The 17,664-nt window shown below is 35.4% G+C and carries 14 protein-coding genes; 8 read left to right on the forward strand and 6 right to left on the reverse strand.

The window, feature by feature from the left end:
• The first annotated feature begins 42 nt into the window (after positions 1–42).
• A complete protein-coding gene (locus IEV52_RS16095; protein ID WP_188403507.1) occupies positions 43–1,329 on the forward strand; it encodes an L-cysteine desulfidase family protein in 1,287 nt (428 codons plus the stop codon).
• A gap of 92 nt (positions 1,330–1,421) precedes the next feature.
• Here the strand turns inward: IEV52_RS16095 and IEV52_RS16100 are convergent, their stop codons facing one another.
• Together IEV52_RS16100 and IEV52_RS22870 are read right to left on the reverse strand one after the other, a co-directional pair.
• On the reverse strand, positions 1,422–3,035 hold the full coding sequence (locus tag IEV52_RS16100; protein ID WP_188403508.1) for an MDR family MFS transporter: 1,614 nt from the start codon (positions 3,033–3,035) through the stop codon (positions 1,422–1,424).
• An 11-nt stretch (positions 3,036–3,046) separates the two neighbouring features.
• Positions 3,047–3,931 (reverse strand): TetR/AcrR family transcriptional regulator, encoded by an 885-nt coding sequence (locus IEV52_RS22870; protein ID WP_188403509.1) that lies wholly within the window; start codon positions 3,929–3,931, stop codon positions 3,047–3,049.
• Between the two features lie 157 nt (positions 3,932–4,088).
• On the opposite strand from IEV52_RS22870, the gene IEV52_RS16110 reads away from it, so the two are divergent.
• The 5 genes from IEV52_RS16110 to IEV52_RS16130 are packed head-to-tail and all read left to right on the forward strand — an operon-like array spanning position 4,089 to position 6,796.
• On the forward strand, positions 4,089–4,907 hold the full coding sequence (locus IEV52_RS16110; protein WP_188403510.1) for an aminoglycoside phosphotransferase family protein: 819 nt from the start codon (positions 4,089–4,091) through the stop codon (positions 4,905–4,907).
• On the forward strand, positions 4,904–5,323 hold the full coding sequence (locus IEV52_RS16115) for a hypothetical protein (protein ID WP_188403511.1): 420 nt from the start codon (positions 4,904–4,906) through the stop codon (positions 5,321–5,323). The genes IEV52_RS16110 and IEV52_RS16115 overlap by 4 nt, the downstream gene beginning before the upstream one ends.
• A 13-nt stretch (positions 5,324–5,336) precedes the next feature.
• Positions 5,337–5,726 carry a VOC family protein gene (locus IEV52_RS16120; RefSeq protein ID WP_188403512.1) on the forward strand — a complete coding sequence of 130 codons (390 nt, stop codon included), beginning with the start codon at positions 5,337–5,339 and terminating at the stop codon, positions 5,724–5,726.
• Between the two features lie 2 nt (positions 5,727–5,728).
• The gene (locus IEV52_RS16125; protein WP_188403513.1) at positions 5,729–6,193 is read left to right on the forward strand and encodes a hypothetical protein; all 465 of its coding nucleotides are present in this window, start codon (positions 5,729–5,731) and stop codon (positions 6,191–6,193) included.
• 12 nt (positions 6,194–6,205) lie between these two features.
• Positions 6,206–6,796, forward strand: coding sequence for a hypothetical protein (locus IEV52_RS16130; protein ID WP_188403514.1), 591 nt, complete (start codon positions 6,206–6,208; stop codon positions 6,794–6,796).
• A 19-nt stretch (positions 6,797–6,815) separates the two neighbouring features.
• Here the strand turns inward: IEV52_RS16130 and IEV52_RS16135 are convergent, their stop codons facing one another.
• Together IEV52_RS16135 and IEV52_RS16140 are read right to left on the reverse strand one after the other, a co-directional pair.
• Positions 6,816–7,379, reverse strand: a complete 564-nt coding sequence (locus IEV52_RS16135; RefSeq protein WP_188403515.1) for a nucleotidyltransferase family protein — start codon at positions 7,377–7,379, stop codon at positions 6,816–6,818.
• A gap of 225 nt (positions 7,380–7,604) precedes the next feature.
• The gene (locus IEV52_RS16140) at positions 7,605–8,330 is read right to left on the reverse strand and encodes a hypothetical protein (protein ID WP_188403516.1); all 726 of its coding nucleotides are present in this window, start codon (positions 8,328–8,330) and stop codon (positions 7,605–7,607) included.
• A gap of 590 nt (positions 8,331–8,920) precedes the next feature.
• On the opposite strand from IEV52_RS16140, the gene IEV52_RS16145 reads away from it, so the two are divergent.
• Positions 8,921–9,571, forward strand: coding sequence for an alpha/beta fold hydrolase (locus tag IEV52_RS16145; protein WP_188403517.1), 651 nt, complete (start codon positions 8,921–8,923; stop codon positions 9,569–9,571).
• A 347-nt stretch (positions 9,572–9,918) separates the two neighbouring features.
• On the opposite strand, the gene IEV52_RS16150 is transcribed toward IEV52_RS16145, so the two are convergent.
• A complete protein-coding gene (locus IEV52_RS16150) occupies positions 9,919–10,827 on the reverse strand; it encodes a LysR family transcriptional regulator (protein WP_188403518.1) in 909 nt (302 codons plus the stop codon).
• Between the two features lie 475 nt (positions 10,828–11,302).
• On the opposite strand from IEV52_RS16150, the gene IEV52_RS16155 reads away from it, so the two are divergent.
• Positions 11,303–12,358, forward strand: a complete 1,056-nt coding sequence (locus IEV52_RS16155; RefSeq protein ID WP_188403519.1) for a Cas5 family CRISPR-associated protein — start codon at positions 11,303–11,305, stop codon at positions 12,356–12,358.
• A 947-nt stretch (positions 12,359–13,305) separates the two neighbouring features.
• Here IEV52_RS16155 and IEV52_RS16160 read toward each other — a convergent pair.
• Positions 13,306–17,490: a S8 family serine peptidase gene (locus tag IEV52_RS16160; RefSeq protein WP_188403520.1), complete on the reverse strand. Its 4,185-nt coding sequence runs from the start codon at positions 17,488–17,490 to the stop codon at positions 13,306–13,308.
• Positions 17,491–17,664: the final 174 nt, after the last annotated feature.

A 17,664-nucleotide genomic window follows, 5' to 3' on the forward strand; every position in this document is an offset into this window, starting at 1 on the left:
CCCGTTATTGTAAAGAAAGAGAATATAGGGGATGGTGCTGATATGAAAGCGGACAAAATATATGACCTTTTAGAAAAAGAGCTTGTTGTGGCGCTCGGCTGTACGGAACCTGTTGCGATCGCACTTGCTTCAGCAACAGCAAAACAATATATAAGTAGTCCTGTCACATCCATTTCTGTTAGAGCGAGCGGAAATGTGATAAAGAATGCTTTATCGGTAGGCATTCCCGGAATGAATTATACAGGAATTGATTTCACAGCAGCGCTTGGGGTTATTGCGGGTGATCCCGCTAAGAAGCTTCAAGTATTAGAAGGTGTAACGAAAAAAGACGAAGACGAATCAATAGCATTTGTACGAGAAGGTCTTGTTTCCGTTTCCACGGCCGACGGACCAGAAAAATTATATATTGAAGTGGAATTAAAGTCACAGACTGAAGAAGCTGTTGTTGTTATTTCAGGCGACCATACGAACGTGAGCTATGTTTCCTGTAACGGCAAGGTCCTAGTTGATGAAAAACAGCCTGATAAGACTTCTACGTCAACCAAGAAGCCTTTTCCGGAACTAAAGATTGAAGACCTTTATTCCTTTATCAGCACTGTTCCCTTAAATCGATTGGAACTTGTAAAAAGAAGTGTCGAGTTGAACAGAGCCATCTGTGAGGAAGGCCTTTCAAATGAGTACGGATTAAAAGTTGGAAAAACGCTTTATGACCAAACGAAAAAAGGCATTCTCTCTGACGACCTTGCGACATACAGTATGGCGCTTTCCGCCGCAGGTTCAGATGCACGAATGGCTGGATCAACGATGCCTGTTATGGCGAATTCCGGAAGCGGTAATCAAGGAATTGCGGTAACGATGCCAGTTGTGGCTGCTGCTGAAAAACTCGGTGTAACAGAAGAGAAAATGTTACGAGCAGTCACATTAAGCCATCTGCTTTCGATCTATATGAAATCAAAGTTCGGACGTTTGTCAGCTCTGTGCGGTGTAACTGTCGCGGGCGCAAGTGCATCAGCTGCTATTACTTACTTGTTGGATGACGATTTAGGTAAAATGAAAGCCGCGATTCAAAATACGTTAGGCAATGTAAGCGGAATGGTATGTGACGGAGCGAAAGCTGGCTGCGCGATGAAGGTTGCTACGTGTTCCAGTGCGGCTGTTCAATCGGCACTGCTTGCGTCAAATAGTTTATGTATCCCATCCACGAATGGATTTATTGAAGAAGATGTGGAGCAAACGATCGAAAATTTCTGCCGGCTTGGTCACGAGACTTCAGCCACAACCGATTCCGTCCTGCTGGATATGATGGTGAACAAACAAAGAAAGGTGTAAGAGCGGAGATTTAAGCTGATCACGGAATTTTACTCTTCCTCCTTTAGATACGCAAAAAAAGAGCTGATCCAATTCGGGTCAGCTCTTTCGATTTATTCTGTTGCTAATTTCTTTGTTGTAACTTGCTCTTCCCCATTTTCCTGTACTTCTGAATCAACAGGCGTTTCTCTTACAATACGGCTGTTTCCTACAGACAGCGCCACTACAATCCCAATCGCGATAAAAATCAATCCTGTTAAGAACACGCTTGAGAAGGACGAAGACCATACATCTTTGATGGTTTCGATCACAGGTGTTTTTAATTCTGCCGGAAGCGGGAGCAGATCCGGATTGATCAAAATACCAAACATCGCATCCGTTTTCTTCCCGATCTCTTCAAGTGCTTTACCAAGAATCGGGTTGGAAGCGCCGCTTGCAGCTTCGCCAATTTTATCTGTTAAAGAGTGGTTCATTACTGCGTTTAGTATCGTAATCCCAATTGTACCTCCGATTGAACGGAAGAATGTTGACGCAGAAGTAACTTCCCCAAGCTGTGATTTCGGAAACTCGTTTTGGACCGCGATCATCAGGGTCGGCATTACAAGTCCCATACCGAAGCCTAGAACCACCATGTACGCATAAGCTGTATACTCATTGGAATCTACACCCATCGTGCTCATTAAGAAGAAACCAACTGCCGTAATGACCATACCTGCTGTGAGTACTGTTCTAAATCGAAGTTTCAGCAATAATCGTCCACCGATAATACTTGCTGTGATGAGCGCGATCATCATCGGTGTCATGGTAGATCCTGCTTTTGTTGGGCTTACCCCTAAGATTCCTTGCATGTACATCGGTACGAACATAATGGCACCGAACATGCCTAAACCAAGTAGAAATCCTAATATATTTGTTGTGGCGAACACTCTGTTCTTAAAGAGAGATAGATTCAAGATCGGCTCAACTGCTCTTTTTTCAATAAAAATAAACAGTGCAAGAAGAACGAATACGCCTCCGAATAACAGGTAGCTTGTAGATGATTGCCATTCGAACTTATCGCCGCCAAATGTAAGACCTAAAAGTAATAGTACAACTGCTGGTATCAACGTGAAAATTCCAAAGTAGTCGATGTTCACTTTTCCTTTTGCAGCTCGGATCGTTTCGTTTTTCATACCGATTACGATCATGGCTGTTGAGATAATACCAAATGGTACGTTGATCAAGAAGATCCAGTGCCAGCTGATGTGATCGACCATAAGTCCACCGATAAATGGACCGATTACAGAACTCAATCCGTAGATGGCCCCGAATACACCTTGCCACTTGGCACGCTGTTCTGCTGTAAAAATATCACCAATAATCGTTTGGGATAGAGGCATGATCATACCTCCACCGATTCCTTGAAGACCACGGTAAATGATAAGTTCTTCCATCGAGTTTGCTGTTCCGCAAAGGGCAGAACCTAAAATAAAAATAATGTTACCGAGTAAATATAATTTTCTTCTACCATAAAGGTCAGATAATTTACCAACGATCGGTACAACCGTTGTTGATGTAATTAGATATGCCGTTGTCACCCATGCAAAGATCGAGAACCCGTTAAGGTCTGCGATGATCGTCGGCATAGCTGTACCAACAATGGTTTGTTCTAAGGCACTAAAGAACATACCTATGATTAGACCAGCTAATATGAGTTTTGTGTTTAACGGTTTTTGTGTAGTTTCCATATGCATTCTCCTTATAAAAGCTGAACGTTCATGATTTTTGCTATTCGTTCTCGCTGTTTTTCTATTCTCTTTATACCTCTTAAATTGGCAAGCATCCCTTGAATCACCATCTTTTGGGGCTGCTCCTTTTTTATTTCTTGTGAAATGAATTCAAGCACTTGAGTATAATCATTCTTAAGGTTTTCTTCAACGGCTTCTTGTTCGATTATTTCCTTCATTTGGTTAAGTATTTCTTTTACCTCTTCTTGGATTACTTCTTTTTCTGTCCAGGGCTTTAGCTTCCGATCGATTATATCTTTATCGATAATGGGTGTTCTTTTTGTTTGTTGAATCCCTTTTATGACATCGTCAAACCTTTCCATCAGATAAGAAGCAACGTTCTCAAGATCTATAGGCACATCATTGAACATTAATGCACGGATAAAGGATTGTTTCATCCCTTCACAGATCGTAATGATATCCGCTAAGAAAGGTTCAATCTCAGGTCCGTATATTTCAAGAAAATAGCTCTCGTACCACTTTGACATTTCAAAAAAATTCTTTCGAATGAAAAGTTGAATCCCTTTAATAATAGACGCATTTTGTTCCCGAAAATGCATTTGCATAAAAGGCTTATGGGCAATATGATTTTCTATCTGCACCTTTAGTTGTTCTTCCATTCGTTTCTTTGGTGAGAGATGCGTACTTACTTGCTGCATGCTAGTGCGCAGCTTTTCACTGTAATAATCAAAAATCTCTATGATCAACTCGTCTTTAGATGGAAAGTACGTGTAGAAGCCCCCTTTTGAAATATTAAGTGCTGTAGCGATCTCTTGAACGGTTGTTGCATGAAATCCTTTTTCAGCAAACATCTCAATAGCTTTCTCTATAATTTCAACTCGTTTATCCTTCTTCAATTAAGATTCACCTCTTTGACCGACCAGTCATTCTCAACATACGCTAGTATACTTTGTTTATGACCGGTCAGTCAAACGAAATATTTATACGTTCATCATTTGGTATATGTGCTAAAATTATCCATATATACAGATTGTCTGAGAGAGGTTTAAAATCATGGAAACATTACAGGTGATTGGTGAAGGTAATACGGCACAAGTGGTTGCTCTTTCTCATCAAAAAGTGGCTAAACTTTTTTTTGCTCATGTGACTGAGGCAGCCATTGAACATGAATATGTCATTCATCAAGCGATTAGCAACTTAGGTCTTCCTACCCCTTTTGTTTACAAGAGAGAAATGATTCATGGAAAACGAGCTGTGATTTATGAAAGGATCAGTGGACCAACACTCATAAGACAGATAGAAAATAAGCCATGGCGTGCGTTTCCCCTCATTATGCAATTAGCAAAGCTTCACGCGAATGTCCATGATACTAAAAAGCTCTCTAACCTACCCTCACTACATGATGTTATAAAGAAAAAGATTTCCTCCGTTGATGCAATAAATGAAGAAGAGAAAACCATGATCGGTCTGCACCTTAAAAAACTTTCTGACGGTAATTCTTTGTGTCACGGTGACTTTCATCCCGATAATGTTCTTTTATCCGAAAGAGGTCCCATTATCATTGACTGGACTGACGCAACGATGGGAAACCGACTGGCAGACGTAGCACGTACCCTTTTGATTCTAAAGTACGGCGGCTTACCTGATCATACATCCCAGATCAGATTCAGAACTACTTTATACATACGGAAACTTTTAGCGAGTCACTATGTAAGAAGTTATAAAAAAGGATATGATTTTCCTGTAAAAGAACTGGAGAACTGGACACTTCCGATTGCTGCAGCCAGGTTGAGTGAAAATCTTCCTCTTCGTGAAAAGAAACAATTAGTTTCGTTTATACAACAGTATTTAAAGGATGGTAAAACCCATTGAAACTAAGATACCTGCTTATGATTTTAGTTATGTTGACATCAGGATGCAGCGATCCTTCACCTTTACGTTCACATGTAGAAGTAAAGATCAACCAGACATTTGGAACAAAATTCGGATTGATTGATCAATTGATCATAAAAAACCTTAAGAAGAATGAAATCGTAACAGTATTAAATCCTGAACATTTCTCTAACAGTCTTGGCAAGATGAAAAAGGTTGAAGGCCGTTTACTAAAGTCTAATTACGCGATATATTTAAAGACCTCAAAGGAATCTGAAGAATACAGCAAGGAACAAACCGAGGCAACACTTCTTTATGATTCTGAAAAAGAACTCATCTGTACAGAAAATAAAAAATTATGTTATGAAACCTCTGACTCGTTAAGAACGTTTTTAGTAGATAATCAAATGAATTAAAGGAGAAATACATATGATATATGAAATGACAGTTCAAGTTCGTGTTTCGGATATGAATAAAGGGCAGCAATTTTATGAAGCCTTGCTGAACCGAGCACCGGATTCTACTCCCCATGAAGGTTTTGCAGAATGGGAGCTGATCCCAAACTGCTGGCTGCAAGTGGCAGAGGGTGCTCCAGCAGAAGGAAACGGTCCTATCCGTTTAGGTGTCGTTGACCTTCATGATGAACGCAGACGATTAGTGGACCATTTGAATGTTGAACCATTTGAGATTTTTGAGCGTGAAGAAGTTCCTGTAAGATGGGCTACTTTTTCAGATCCTTGGGGAAACCGCCTTGGGTTGTTTGAATACAAAGATGAAGAAGCTGCAAAAGAAAAGCTTCAACAAGCAGTTAGGAGATAATCATGAGAGTCATTATTTCATCAGTAATATCCATACTTTGCGGTGCTTTATTTTTCTTCGCCATCCCTGGAGGAAATCCATTAGAGCTTGACCTGCAAGGTGTGTTATTCGGTCTATTCTTTGGTATTGTTACAGCACTGCCCTTTTTTCTTTTTTGTACGCTCCCAATTGCATTTATCATTGAATCTTTTAGGTCTAAAATGAGGTTGAAATTCAGATATCATTTACTTTTATATGTTGTACTGAGTGTTATTTTTCTTCTGATCTATCGGTTCACCATCTTTTATTGGGCAAAGTTTGAAGGGCTAAACACATTTGCCGTATTCGGTTACGGCATTTCATGCTCAATCGGCTTTTGTATAAGTTTCTCCCTCTTTAGAGGAAGAAAAGGAAGAGATCCGAAAGAACCGAGAGAGCCGAGGGATCCTGAAAGCCCTAAAAGATATAGAAGTCGCAGAACTTCTTAAAGAGGTCATATGATGAGAAAAACAAAAGTATTACCGATTTTTATTGGTTTTATAGTGTTATATTTGATTATTAATTGGTTCTTTCCATTCTCGCCGATTAGTTTTAACAAAGAAGTTAACTATAATGCTGATAATGTAATTATTGGTGAATATAAAGCAGACATTAAAAAATTAAAAAATCATTACGAACCATTACTTATCAAGGAAACAAACAATAAAAGCATCGAGGATTTAACCACATATGACATTCAATATATTCTAAAAATACATGAGCAATCTTGGCTGACGAACAAGGGTTCAACGGCTATAACAAAAAACACATTAGGAAACATGCTTCTATATGTTAAAGAAGCTAGAGAGATTATCCTATTGCTGGCATTTGAAGAAACCTATACACCAAACACAAAGATCTATTTAAAAATGCTTCTCGATCAGACTTATAAGTTAGAAGAAGAAATCAAAGATCTTCAACTGCTGTCTAATCTTCATTCTAGAAGTACGCTAGAACGACAGCTTCGAAACCTGCATGTTAGCTATATTTCAAATTTTCAGCATCTAACCTCTTTTTATGAAGAATATCTAAGATCAAAGAAAGAAGCTTGAGCGTTTGCTCAAGCTTTTCTTACATTTCCATAATCTTTACTTTATGCCAGGTAGATACCCAGTCCTTCTTTTTCACTCGTTCTCCATACTTGATTCTTCTTTCCTCTGTTTCCCTAAACACATCGGTTGGCCTGACTTCCAAGTTGAAAACATCTTCTAAACCGCATGGCGCTGCAAGTATGACTTCATCCTTTTCATTCAGAGTTACACCTAAAGCTGTAACCGTCTCTGGAAACTTAGAAATCGCGTCTACAGCTGATGAGTATGGCTCAAAATCATTTACTAGATGCATCCTCGCTTCGTTTTTCACCGACCATGGCAGTCCAGGAATTTGTTCATGAAGTACCCTCTCGTACTCTTTTTCAATAGCTTTGCTTATATTTTCAGGGTCAAAATAAACCACGTCAATATCACTTAGGGGAGTTCTTTTGTTGAAACCGTGCTGGTCATCCCAGATTTTTGAACGGACAAATCCCGCGCAGATCCACCAGTCGGGCAAATCTAATGTTTTAACCGCTTGTAAGACATTCATCATCCAGTCATCTTTTTCAATACGTTCAACAATGTATCGATGCTTATCCATCTACCTACCCACTCTTTCATGCTTGATAAAATAAGAATACTACAACATCCTCAACCCTAAAAACAAAAAAACTGGAGCCAAATCAGCTCCGCTTTCTTTTTAGCGATTTCGAACAGAATCCCCTTCAATCAGACTTACGTTGATTCGTTCGTGTTCAGGTTTTTGAAAGGCTGATACAAGGTGCAATAAGCACTTTTGGATCAGTCTTTATTGTTAGTGTTGCTATTACCAAACCTTTAGGTCAGACAAAAGAATACCTTTTTTAGACAGTACAACACTCTGGTTCTCCTTAAAACCAGATATTGTTTGAATCGTTTTGTCATTGAATGAGAATTTAAACGACTTATTAAAGTCTCCATAAAGTGTAAAATAGACATTATTATCATCTGGAATGAAAATCATAGATAGCTGGGTAGGGTACTCTCCTTCTGTTTGAGCGGTTTTTCTTAAAATGGATATGCATTTTTCTGCAGAAAAATCATTTTTATGGCTGCCAATCTCATGATAAGCTCTCTTGTAGCGATCACTTCCAGGTCCTTCTGCAATTACAGACTTCTTTGATAACTGATCTGAAACAGAAAAATTAGTTAATACTAAAAATTCCAAATTCATTTTATCCAGATCTATCAAATGTCTCCCTGGCTGCACCACATAAGATTTTCGATCTGGAGCTGTTATAAGACTATGAACACTATAGTCTGGCACATTCACTATCTCTTTTTCTTGAAGATATTCCGGCAAGGAAGCTGCTTCAATTTTTCCAGACAGTACATCATCAAACAGCCTCATGATATGTACACAGTTCTTCCCTCTTCTATATTTCCCCTCATCAGTCGGAGCCACCATCTGCAGGTTCATAAATGTCCCATCTTTATTCAGACCAAGGGCTGGCAAGAATCGTCCGCCTTCTTTTTGGAGGATGATGAGCTGTTTGTCTCCTGCTAAAGCCATTTTAATAGGCCTCTCTGAGATATCGAAATTCATACCGATGTATGTTTTTTCCTTGTGTAAAACAAAGCTTGTACACATGTTGGAGTCACTTCCTCAATCATTTGTAAAATCTTACAGCAATTATTCGACTAAAACTGCGTAAACCCTTTTCAGGCTATTCACGGTACGTGTTTTTAAATTGTTACACGTTCGCGCAAGATGTCGATGTTTTCACGCAGTCATATCCTATTTTTACGCATTTTCAAAAAGAATTCACGCGCCTCCCCTCTACTTTCACGCACTTTTGTCCATTTGACAACGTTTCCTCAAAGCTCCCCCTAATTTCCTGTTTAAAATGCAAAAAACCGAATCAATATGGATTTGGGTGCTCTATTTTCTTATTGAATACTATAGAAATGAAAAATATAGTAAAAACAAAACGCACTCTTCACAAATTTGAGGAAAATAAAGGATGAGAATCGTTTTTATCGAAAACATTATGAAACCTTTGATTGGAGTTTTATTAAACAATTCAGGAGAAAGTGACCTACAAGAGCTGGATGAATAATTAATTCTTTTAATAAGTATTTGAATTAATGGAGGCAATACATATGAAGGTAAGTGAAGGTACGACTACAGGCTACAAAGATATGACAATACCATATGGATTTATAAGTAAGACTGAAAACCCAAAAGGACTAGCTATCATACTCCCTGGTATAGGCTATACAGTTAGGTCGCCTTTACTGCATTTCGCAACTGGCGCATTCTTAAATAACGGTTATGACGTCCTGCATATTAATTATCAGTATCATACAGATCAGTACGATCATTTTTCGCTTGAGGAGCTTAAACATGCAGTAATCGCTGATGTGATGACAGTTTTAAATGAAACATTACGTGACGATCGTTTTCAATCTTATTACCTTGTTGGAAAATCATTTGGCAGTTTAGCTATGGGAGAAGCGCTACAATTTGATCCTTTACGTAATGCGAAGACGGTTTGGCTGACACCCAACTTGAAAGAAGAGATCGTTGTTGATGCTATGATAAACTGCAGAAATGAAGGACTATGTATTATTGGAGACAAGGACCCGTTTTACAGCAAGCTAATCATAGAACGATTACACACTAACCAAAATATGAATTTCTACATCCCTCAAGGAGCAAATCATGCTCTAGAGATTGATGGCCAGACATTTGAATCAATTGATTTAGTAAAAGATGTCATTAAGAAGATCACTGAGTTTGGATTAAAATAACCACTTGAAGTAAAGATTAAATCGTTTTCTTTTTCTGTGCGAAGCCGATTAAATCAAGGTTTTGAACTTAACATGTTGCAAAGATAACACACAGACTTCGTTCACCTAGTTAAATTAGTATTAAAAAAGATTCTTTCTTCTGAAAGGGGTGCCGCCAGCAAAACGCGGATTTACAACGTTAAGCAACTAAAATAACGAAAAAAGCCCAATTTCTTAGTACTGTCGCAATTGGGAAAGAGTCCCAACTTGAAGAATAATATTAAGGATTACATCCATGAACGAAATAAATAATACTCTAGTGATATTTCTTGCAATTAAATAAGCTAGGGAAGCATTGAAATGTTTCTCTAGCTTTTTTTTATACATTGCTTAAAATGCTCTAAAAAGACTTTAAGAAATTCCCTTGCTACTTCAGTTAATCCTGTTGTCTCTAAATAAATGTTCCAGAAATCAACTTGGAAATAATTTTCTTCTTTTAATGGAATGATTTTTATGTCTCCATTTAATACCATTGGCTGACTATTAATAGTAAAATCATGCAAATATAAGATCGCTTGGCTCTCTTTTACTAATTCTAATAGTAAACTACTTTTATTTGTGGTCATAAATGCTTGATTAATATTCATTTTCGTATATTTATAGAGTTGGTTATAATCTGAAGCTTTATAAATAACAATTTTTTCATTTGCTAAATCACTAGGTAACACAAATTCATATGAATAAAAAGGTGAATTTCTACCTACTGCTACACATATGTGCCCCTTATGAATATGTTCATACTTAATATTTTTTTCTTTCTTCAGTTCTTCCAAGGTTGCAGAAATAAAAGCAATATCATAATTTTCTTTATTGAAACTTTGTAATATGTTTGAAGGATTTTGCTCTATTAATTCAAATGTCATGTCTTTATTTTCTTTATTGAATTTTACGATTGATTTTTGAAGTATATATGAAAATGTTGGCGCAGTTAATATTTTCAAATGAGTAAGATTGACATTTCTATTATTTTTTATTTCTTCATTTAATTCATTGATCGTTTCTAGCAATTTTACTGCTTTAGTAATTACGATTTTCCCTTCATAAGTTGGAGTTATTCCATTTTTCGATCGATTAAAAATTTTTATTCCTAATTCATTTTCTAATTGAGTAATTGCTTGACTCATACCCGAGATAGAAATAAATAACTTATTAGCTGCTTTTGTAATAGACTTTTCATTTGCTACAGTTACAATGTACTCCATTTGTTCTAAATTCATTTTTTACCTCTACTAAAGGAATTTAATCACTTCAGCTTAAATTATTTTACTTAAAAATTCAATCAGATCTAATAGTTAATTCAATTGAAAATATTTCCGCTTTATGTTTTCATTCAGTAAGTCTGATGTTCAAAAATTGTATTTTGTATGATTTCCTAAGGTATTTCATCAATTATTTTTTTTAAAACCAATCCTGAAGTAATTCTTAAGTATTACTTCATAAGTTTCTCCAATATTCTAAATATACTTAATTTGTTGATAAAGGTAGAATTTTATTATTATCTATATTAAATAAGGGGGCTTTGGTTATGTATGAGGGGAAAATCATTAAGTTTTATCGAGAAAAAAAAAACTCACCCAAGAACAATTAGGAAAAGATATATGTTCAACATCTCATATTAGTAAAATAGAGTGTGCCCAAACAACTTACGCGACAGAAATTACCAATTTATTATGTGAACGACTTGAGATTAATATGGAAGAAGAGTTAACTAAACTTACGAATATCAAACAAAAATTACTGTATTGGCAAGAAACGATTGTTATGCAGCTTTATAATAAAATGGATCAAATTAATAGTGAGCTAGAGCATGAGGAATTATTAGAAATTTCGAAATATGTATACATGTATCAATTACTCCGAGCTAGGTATTTGCTTATGTATCATGAGTCAAATGAGGCATTTAAAATCCTCAAAAATATTCAAAGAAAATTAAATAGACTCTTACCTTATGAAACCAATTTATTAAAGCATACATTTGGTATTTATTATTTAGAAAAACAAGATTATATAAGTGCAATACAATCGTTAAAATCAATTCAAATTACTGTTTATAATAACCCGGAATATTATTATCATCTTGCAGTTGCTTATCACACGACACAATCACCTATGTTAGCATATTATTATGCCGAAAAGGCACATCAATATTTTAAGAACATAAATAACTATCTTAGAGTCATTGATGCAGAGATGCTAATGCTTATTCAAGTAAAAGATGACTTCAATACAGATGATGAAATTATTAAACGATTAAAAAATTTAATTACGAGTTGTGAATTATGTAATGCCCTTGATCGGAAAGCAAGAGTATTGCATAATCTTGCATTTGAATATTTACGAAGGTCTAACTATGATCTAGCAAGTATTTATTATAAAGAATCAATGGCAATAAAAGATCAAGTATCGAATTCCTACTTACTTTCTTTAGAGGGGTATATTCGAAGTTCATTAGAAGGAGGACTTTTACCAAAAAATGAACTTATTATACTTGCTGAAAATGGGTTTACGATTGCAAAAAATATGAATTCATTATTATATATTCATCTTTTTAAGCTCCTTATCTATTTATTAAAATGTAAAAAGAAAGAATATTATCAATATTTAGTCGATAAAGCATTACCAATGTTCAATAAAAATGGATTTTATTATTTAATTGAACGCTCGAATAAAGAATTATTTAATTATTATTCCACGATGAGATTAAATGATCAGGCAATGGAAATCGCTAAATTACTCATAAAAAATTAATATAAAGAAAACTCGCTGACTGGCTAGCATTTAAGGCGAAGATTTAAGGCGTAGTTGCACTTATACTTAATACCTAGAACTGGAAAACACGCCTGGTACTCTTCCTCGCTGCCAATTATTCTTTCTTAACCTGCAAAAGAAAAAATAACCAAGAATACGCTCGTATTCTTGGTTTTATATTTAGGGGAGATTTTATATTTTTCTAAACATAAACAATTTGGTTATTAAAATAGTATTTTATGATCATTTGACACTTTAAACCTTCTAAAGATTCGTGATGATCATAAAAATATCTGAAATTAGAGAAATACAATTGTCCGTTTTTTAGTCTCTTAGATAATTTATTTCATTAAAGTGATAAAGTTATAATACGATTAAATTGTCAAAATGCGTAATCAGCCCCTTTAACCACAATACTTTTCGGTTTGTAGTTTACGAGTAATTTTGTATCTTTTCCTGGTGTATAATAATTTCTGTTCACCCAAACCATTGCAGCAACATATCTACTTCCGTTTTCATTATCTTATCAAATGTTCTTGAGAATATAATTAAACGGTTATCAAAAAACGCTTAATCCATAAAGGAAAAAGCGTTTTGTTATGCAAACTAATATATCGTAAGTCTCAGCATTAATAATTGAGAAATTGGGCATTTTTTGTTACTCAAGAATCGCGCCCGATTGTTGAAGATCGTCCTGGAACATCCGCACTGTATGGATATTCCAGAAAAGCCCCCGATCGTATTATAAGGTCAGCCAGATATTTAAAATGTACCCTTATGGAACTGATGCTTTTTGAACGCATAGAGATTGATTTCAAAAGTAATTAAAAAACCTTAACCCAATAAAATACAGGGCTAAGGCTACTTAAAATCTTATTTAATTACTGTCTATTTACGTAGTAATCCATAAAATGGTTCTTCGTTTGATTATAGAAACTAGCTTAGGATTATTTTAATCCTAACTGATTTAACACAGTATCTAATGTAGAACCTTTATACGAAGTTTTCGCTTTAGGTGCATTCGGAACTGTACTATTTTGTAATCCATAGTTTTTAATAAGAAGATCCATATCCTTTTTATCAACAACTCCATCGAAGTTCAAATCTGCACCTGATTTATTTGCTCCCCAATATGTTTGTAGATATAATGCATCCATTATATCAATTACATTATCTTTATTTGCATCTCCAGCTTTTGCCCGAGCAAGTGCAGAACCAAATCTATATCCGATTGCTTCTCCTCGAACGTCATAAGATAGTACTAACGACTTATACATCGTAAAATGACCTGGTACATCTACTTTTAGTGTATAAGCATTTTTATCAGCATTCATTCCATCTGCAGTGTAGTTTCCATATTTGTTTTCTATTGGAGCCTCAATAACAGTTTTACCATCATATGAAGTTACAGTTACTTTTGCACCAAGTTTGGTTTGATCTAACGCGTAATTCTGTTGGCCTGTTAAAGGATCAGTCGTTCCTTCTAAATTCAAGTTACCCTGTATCCTTGAATATTTTTCTTTCATATTAACACTATCCATATAAGTATATACATTATTTGTTACTGCATTTGATTGATCAATTGTAGTACTAGTCATTTCCATTTTAAACCAGTTGACAGAGAAAGCTGACTTTGGCGAATGATGTTTAACTGTATTTAAATCGAAATTAACTAATTGCATATCTTCTGGTAATGCTTTATTTCCGAAATAGTTAAAAGTAATTGTATAAGTCGTAAAAACATCATCTGATGTTGATGTTACAGATACTTGTGCATCCCCATATTGCTTAACTGCATCACTTACAACAACATTATTAATTGTAGCTAAGTCACCATTGTCTTTTAATACTGGAATTGTAATCTTTGATGTTTTTAGGTTTTTAATATTATTCGAACGAATAGAATAATTTATAGTATCTCCGGTTGAAGCGGCTTGTTTATTTGCTTTTAAGTAATAGTAAGGGTAAGTATTAGAAACATAAGCTACCCTTAGCATTGACGTTGCACCTGAAGTAAAGTTTCTTGCAGAATCATAAGCATAAAACTGAACTTTTAAAGGTGTAGACCTTTTTTTCACTAGTATTTGATCGTTGTAATTTCCATTTTTATCAGTGTTAATTGGTTCTGCTGGATATGGACTATCGTAAAATGAAACCACTGCATTGCTTGATTGATCAATTGGAATTCCAACACGATTAGCATCAGCCACTTCAGGATCATTTACATTAATATTGAAATCATGTAAATATTCTCCATTTGAATCGAATTGACTATCATCATATTCAATAACTTTTTGATCTAACGAATCAAAACTTGAAGTCATTGTTGGTTTGCCTTTTTCGAAGATGAAATCCGCTACTTTCGTAAATACTTTCCCCTGATCATTTGTTCCAATCATTTTTAATTTATAGTTACCTGTTTTTGCATAAACATAATCACTGTTAATCGGATTTTTCGGATCACCTGTAAACGGATAGTAAGTCCCAGTAAATCCAAAAGTATTATAATTATCTATGTTTTCATTCAATAATCGAGTATCATAAGACCCTAGGAAACCAATATCTTGACCCGTTGAATCTTGTAATACTACATCTAAAGTCTTCATAAAGGACTTTAATGAGAATTGAAAACCAAGGCCTGGCATGGCTTGTTCTGGCCAAAGTGTATCACCAGAATACATTGGATTTCGTAATTTAAAGGTATCAATCCCTTCATTAATAACACGTCCGCCAAATGGAATTTGATACGTTTCAGTTGGATCTGCATTATTTGTAAAGACGATATATCCCTCATATGTTCCTTTTTCGGCTGTTTTCGGAATGTTTAAGTCAAATTTAATTGATTTTTGACTAATTCCGTTTAATTTAACTGAAGTTGGACCTGTTAAGGTCACTCCATTTTGAGCTGCATCTTTGGAACCTCTTAATCCTGTTTGGAATTTAACATTTACACTAAATGTTTTTGCCTTTTCACTTCTATTATTCATTATGATGTTACGTGTATCATAAATATCTTGATCATCAAATCCATATGAACCAAAACTGATTCCACCCGTTAATTCTTTGATTAACTTTTGTTTTCCATTGATACTTGTAGGTGTTTTATCTACTACTTCAAATTCAACATTCGAATGAATTGCTTCATATGCATCAACACGACCACTACCGATTTCAAATACACTATAAGCTTTTGAAAGTGGATCAGCCGTATTCATTAAAATTGATTTAATGTCTGCAGGCTCAAGATCCTTATTCGATTGTAATAATAATGCTGAAACACCTGCCACATAAGGGGTTGCCATTGAAGTTCCTGATAAACGCTGATATGCATATTTATAATCTTCCGGTTTTGTTCCATCTACTGTTTTATCGTTTACGTAAAATGGGACGGTTGAAAGAATCGAAACACCTGGTCCAGTTACTTCCGGTTTAATGTCATAATTTATTCGAGAAGGACCTCTAGAACTAAATGTTGCTAACTCATCTGATGCTGTTTGTATCTTAGTAAAATCGCCAAATGTGAAATCTGTTTTACCAGTTTTTAATGCTTCCAAGATCGTTAATCCTTCTTCATTTGAAACAGAGAATGAAGGAATCGAATTAACTGATTCACCTAAAAAGGACTGAATTGCACCCTCGGCCTTGTTTGCCTCATCATTATACATGATAACGCCAGCAGCACCTTGTTCCTTGGCATACGAAATTTTAGAGGACAATGTATAAACTCCTCGGCTCATGAGTACAAATTTCCCTTTTACGTCTTTTCCTGTATAGTCATCTCCGAGCCCCACATCAACAAGTTGGAGAGTTTTTCCTTTTAACGTAGATAAATCATCTGTATAGTTTTTTGCTAATTGTCTTAAATTGTAATTCTCCCCATTATGTGCACCTGCATATTGATAAATATCAATTGCAACAGATGATGCACCGACAGTTAACGCTAAGGCTGCAGCACCAGGTGAACCTAGCGTATAATTTTTATCGCCACTATTCCCCGCAGCAACAACGGTTGTTACTCCACTTAATACTGCATTGTTTACAGCAATTGAAGTTGCATATAATGGATCATTAAGTGAATTACCTAATGACATATTAATAACATCCATGCCATCCTTCACACCTCGATCGACAGCTGCAATTATGTCATCAGCTTGTCCGCTGCCATATGGTCCAAGCACTCGGTAAGCATAAATATCTGCTTCTGGTGCTGCCCCAACTGTTGTATACTCACTATCCGTTACTCCACGGCTTCCAATAATCCCAGCAACATGTGTACCATGATTAGTATAATAAGCCGAGGAACCACTCATTTCTGGCTTACCTGATTGTTTCCAATCAGCATAGGTCGTTTCCATCGGATTACTATCGTCATCTACAAAATCATATCCACCTTTATAAGCATCCTTTAAATCTGGATGGTTATAATCAATACCTGTATCTAGAATACCGACCTTAATTCCTTTACCGGTATAGCCTTCTGCATGTAACCGGTTTAATCCATCATAAGGAGTATAATTTGCGATATTGAATTCATCTGCTTTTAATGGATCATTATCTTTTCCTTGAACAGGCGGATCAATCGTAAACGTTTCGTTACTAAAAACTGATTTGACAGCTTTTGATTTTAATAGACTTTTAATTTTGTTAGCAGGTAAACTCATTGAAACACCATTAAATGCATGTTTATATGAGCGATTAATCTTATAATTTACTTTTTTACTATTTTTATCAGCTAATACTTGTCCTAAATCTTTTTGAAATATTTCATGATCTTGATCGACTAAATTTGATGCTTCAGAATCTGATAGTTGTTGATCTTCTGATGCCGCTTCAATCTTAGCAACTTTTGCTGGTTTATTTGCAAACTCGACAATTACATGGGTTTGTTCCGTTGTCGTTAAATCAATATCTGAAGAAATTTGAAGACCTGTTGATTCATTTGTTGAAAGTTGGTTAAGAGCTGCTCTTTGTTCTGGTGTTAAATTAGCAAGTAAACTATCAACATTCGTATTACCAACTGCTTTAGTAACATTTGATACATGTCCAAGTGAACCTAAAATAAAACTAGATGATAGAGCAAATACAGCTAAGCTTTTTAAGACCTTACTTTTGTTGCTTGCTTTTTTTCCCATTTTCTTCCTCCAAGTCTCTGTCACTTTATTACATATGTAGTGCAATGATTTACGAAACAATGATTCTAATAGGTTTTTTAGTATTTATTTAGAATTCATCTATTTTCGTTGATTCATTACAATTACATAAGTATACTTGCAATTATTAAAGATATTTGGAGTCGTGTAAATTGG

Source organism: Fictibacillus barbaricus (genome assembly GCF_014635025.1).
Classification (GTDB): Bacteria; Bacillota; Bacilli; order Bacillales; family Fictibacillaceae; genus Fictibacillus; species Fictibacillus barbaricus.

Coding starts and splice junctions, on each gene's coding strand:
- IEV52_RS16125 (WP_188403513.1), top strand. CDS start 5,729: ATGAGAGTCATTATTTCATCAGTAATATCCATACTTTGCGGTGCTTTA.
- IEV52_RS16145 (WP_188403517.1), top strand. CDS start 8,921: ATGAAGGTAAGTGAAGGTACGACTACAGGCTACAAAGATATGACAATA.
- IEV52_RS16140 (WP_188403516.1), bottom strand. CDS start 8,330: ATGGCTTTAGCAGGAGACAAACAGCTCATCATCCTCCAAAAAGAAGGC.
- IEV52_RS16110 (WP_188403510.1), top strand. CDS start 4,089: ATGGAAACATTACAGGTGATTGGTGAAGGTAATACGGCACAAGTGGTT.
- IEV52_RS16150 (WP_188403518.1), bottom strand. CDS start 10,827: ATGAATTTAGAACAAATGGAGTACATTGTAACTGTAGCAAATGAAAAG.
- IEV52_RS16100 (WP_188403508.1), bottom strand. CDS start 3,035: ATGGAAACTACACAAAAACCGTTAAACACAAAACTCATATTAGCTGGT.
- IEV52_RS16130 (WP_188403514.1), top strand. CDS start 6,206: ATGAGAAAAACAAAAGTATTACCGATTTTTATTGGTTTTATAGTGTTA.
- IEV52_RS16095 (WP_188403507.1), top strand. CDS start 43: ATGAAAGCGGACAAAATATATGACCTTTTAGAAAAAGAGCTTGTTGTG.
- IEV52_RS16155 (WP_188403519.1), top strand. CDS start 11,303: ATGGAAGAAGAGTTAACTAAACTTACGAATATCAAACAAAAATTACTG.
- IEV52_RS16120 (WP_188403512.1), top strand. CDS start 5,337: ATGATATATGAAATGACAGTTCAAGTTCGTGTTTCGGATATGAATAAA.
- IEV52_RS16135 (WP_188403515.1), bottom strand. CDS start 7,379: ATGGATAAGCATCGATACATTGTTGAACGTATTGAAAAAGATGACTGG.
- IEV52_RS16160 (WP_188403520.1), bottom strand. CDS start 17,490: ATGGGAAAAAAAGCAAGCAACAAAAGTAAGGTCTTAAAAAGCTTAGCT.